We start from the raw sequence: 1,397 nt of genomic DNA, 5'->3' as shown, positions 1-1,397 counted from the left end.
TGAGGACAAGCCCTCGGCCTATTAGTACCGGTCAGCTCCACCCATTACTGGGCTTCCACATCCGGCCTATCAACCCAGTCGTCTACTGGGAGCCTTACCCTCTCAAGGAGGTGGGAATACTCATCTCGAAGCAGGCTTCCCGCTTAGATGCTTTCAGCGGTTATCCCTCCCGAACGTAGCCAACCAGCCATGCCCTTGGCAGGACAACTGGCACACCAGAGGTTCGTCCGTCCCGGTCCTCTCGTACTAGGGACAGCCCTTCTCAATATTCCTACGCGCACAGCGGATAGGGACCGAACTGTCTCACGACGTTCTAAACCCAGCTCGCGTACCGCTTTAATGGGCGAACAGCCCAACCCTTGGGACCGACTCCAGCCCCAGGATGCGACGAGCCGACATCGAGGTGCCAAACCATCCCGTCGATATGGACTCTTGGGGAAGATCAGCCTGTTATCCCCGGGGTACCTTTTATCCGTTGAGCGACGGCGCTTCCACAAGCCACCGCCGGATCACTAGTCCCGACTTTCGTCCCTGCTCGACCCGTCGGTCTCACAGTCAAGCTCCCTTGTGCACTTACACTCAACACCTGATTGCCAACCAGGCTGAGGGAACCTTTGGGCGCCTCCGTTACCCTTTGGGAGGCAACCGCCCCAGTTAAACTACCCATCAGACACTGTCCCTGATCCGGATCACGGACCGAGGTTAGACATCCAGCACGACCAGAGTGGTATTTCAACGGCGACTCCACCATGACTGGCGTCACGGCTTCAAAGTCTCCCACCTATCCTACACAAGCCGAACCGAACACCAATATCAAACTGTAGTAAAGGTCCCGGGGTCTTTCCGTCCTGCTGCGCGAAACGAGCATCTTTACTCGTAGTGCAATTTCACCGGGCCTATGGTTGAGACAGTCGAGAAGTCGTTACGCCATTCGTGCAGGTCGGAACTTACCCGACAAGGAATTTCGCTACCTTAGGATGGTTATAGTTACCACCGCCGTTTACTGGCGCTTAAGTTCTCAGCTTCGCAACCCCGAAAGGTCACTAACCGGTCCCCTTAACGTTCCAGCACCGGGCAGGCGTCAGTCCGTATACATCGCCTTACGGCTTCGCACGGACCTGTGTTTTTAGTAAACAGTCGCTTCTCGCTGGTCTCTGCGGCCACCCCCAGCTCACGGAGTAAATCCGATCACCAGTGATGGCCCCCCTTCTCCCGAAGTTACGGGGGCATTTTGCCGAGTTCCTTAACCATAGTTCACCCGAACGCCTCGGTATTCTCTACCTGACCACCTGAGTCGGTTTAGGGTACGGGCCGCCATGAAACTCGCTAGAGGCTTTTCTCGACAGCATAGGATCATCCACTTCACCACAATCGGCTCGGCATCAGGTCTCAGCCTT

1 rRNA gene is annotated in these 1,397 nt (G+C 56.1%); it reads right to left on the bottom strand.

Going from position 1 to position 1,397, the window contains the following annotated elements:
• Position 1: 1 nt before the first annotated feature.
• Positions 2-1,397: ribosomal RNA gene (locus AB0K65_RS32320) — 23S ribosomal RNA — on the bottom strand; the annotation flags it as partial.

Origin of the sequence: Streptomyces sp. NPDC053755, from assembly GCF_040677675.1 — a bacterium.
In the GTDB taxonomy this organism is placed as follows: domain Bacteria; phylum Actinomycetota; class Actinomycetes; order Streptomycetales; family Streptomycetaceae; genus Streptomyces.
Note: the sequence above shows the minus strand (reverse complement) of the source record. Positions and strands in the feature narration are given on the sequence as shown.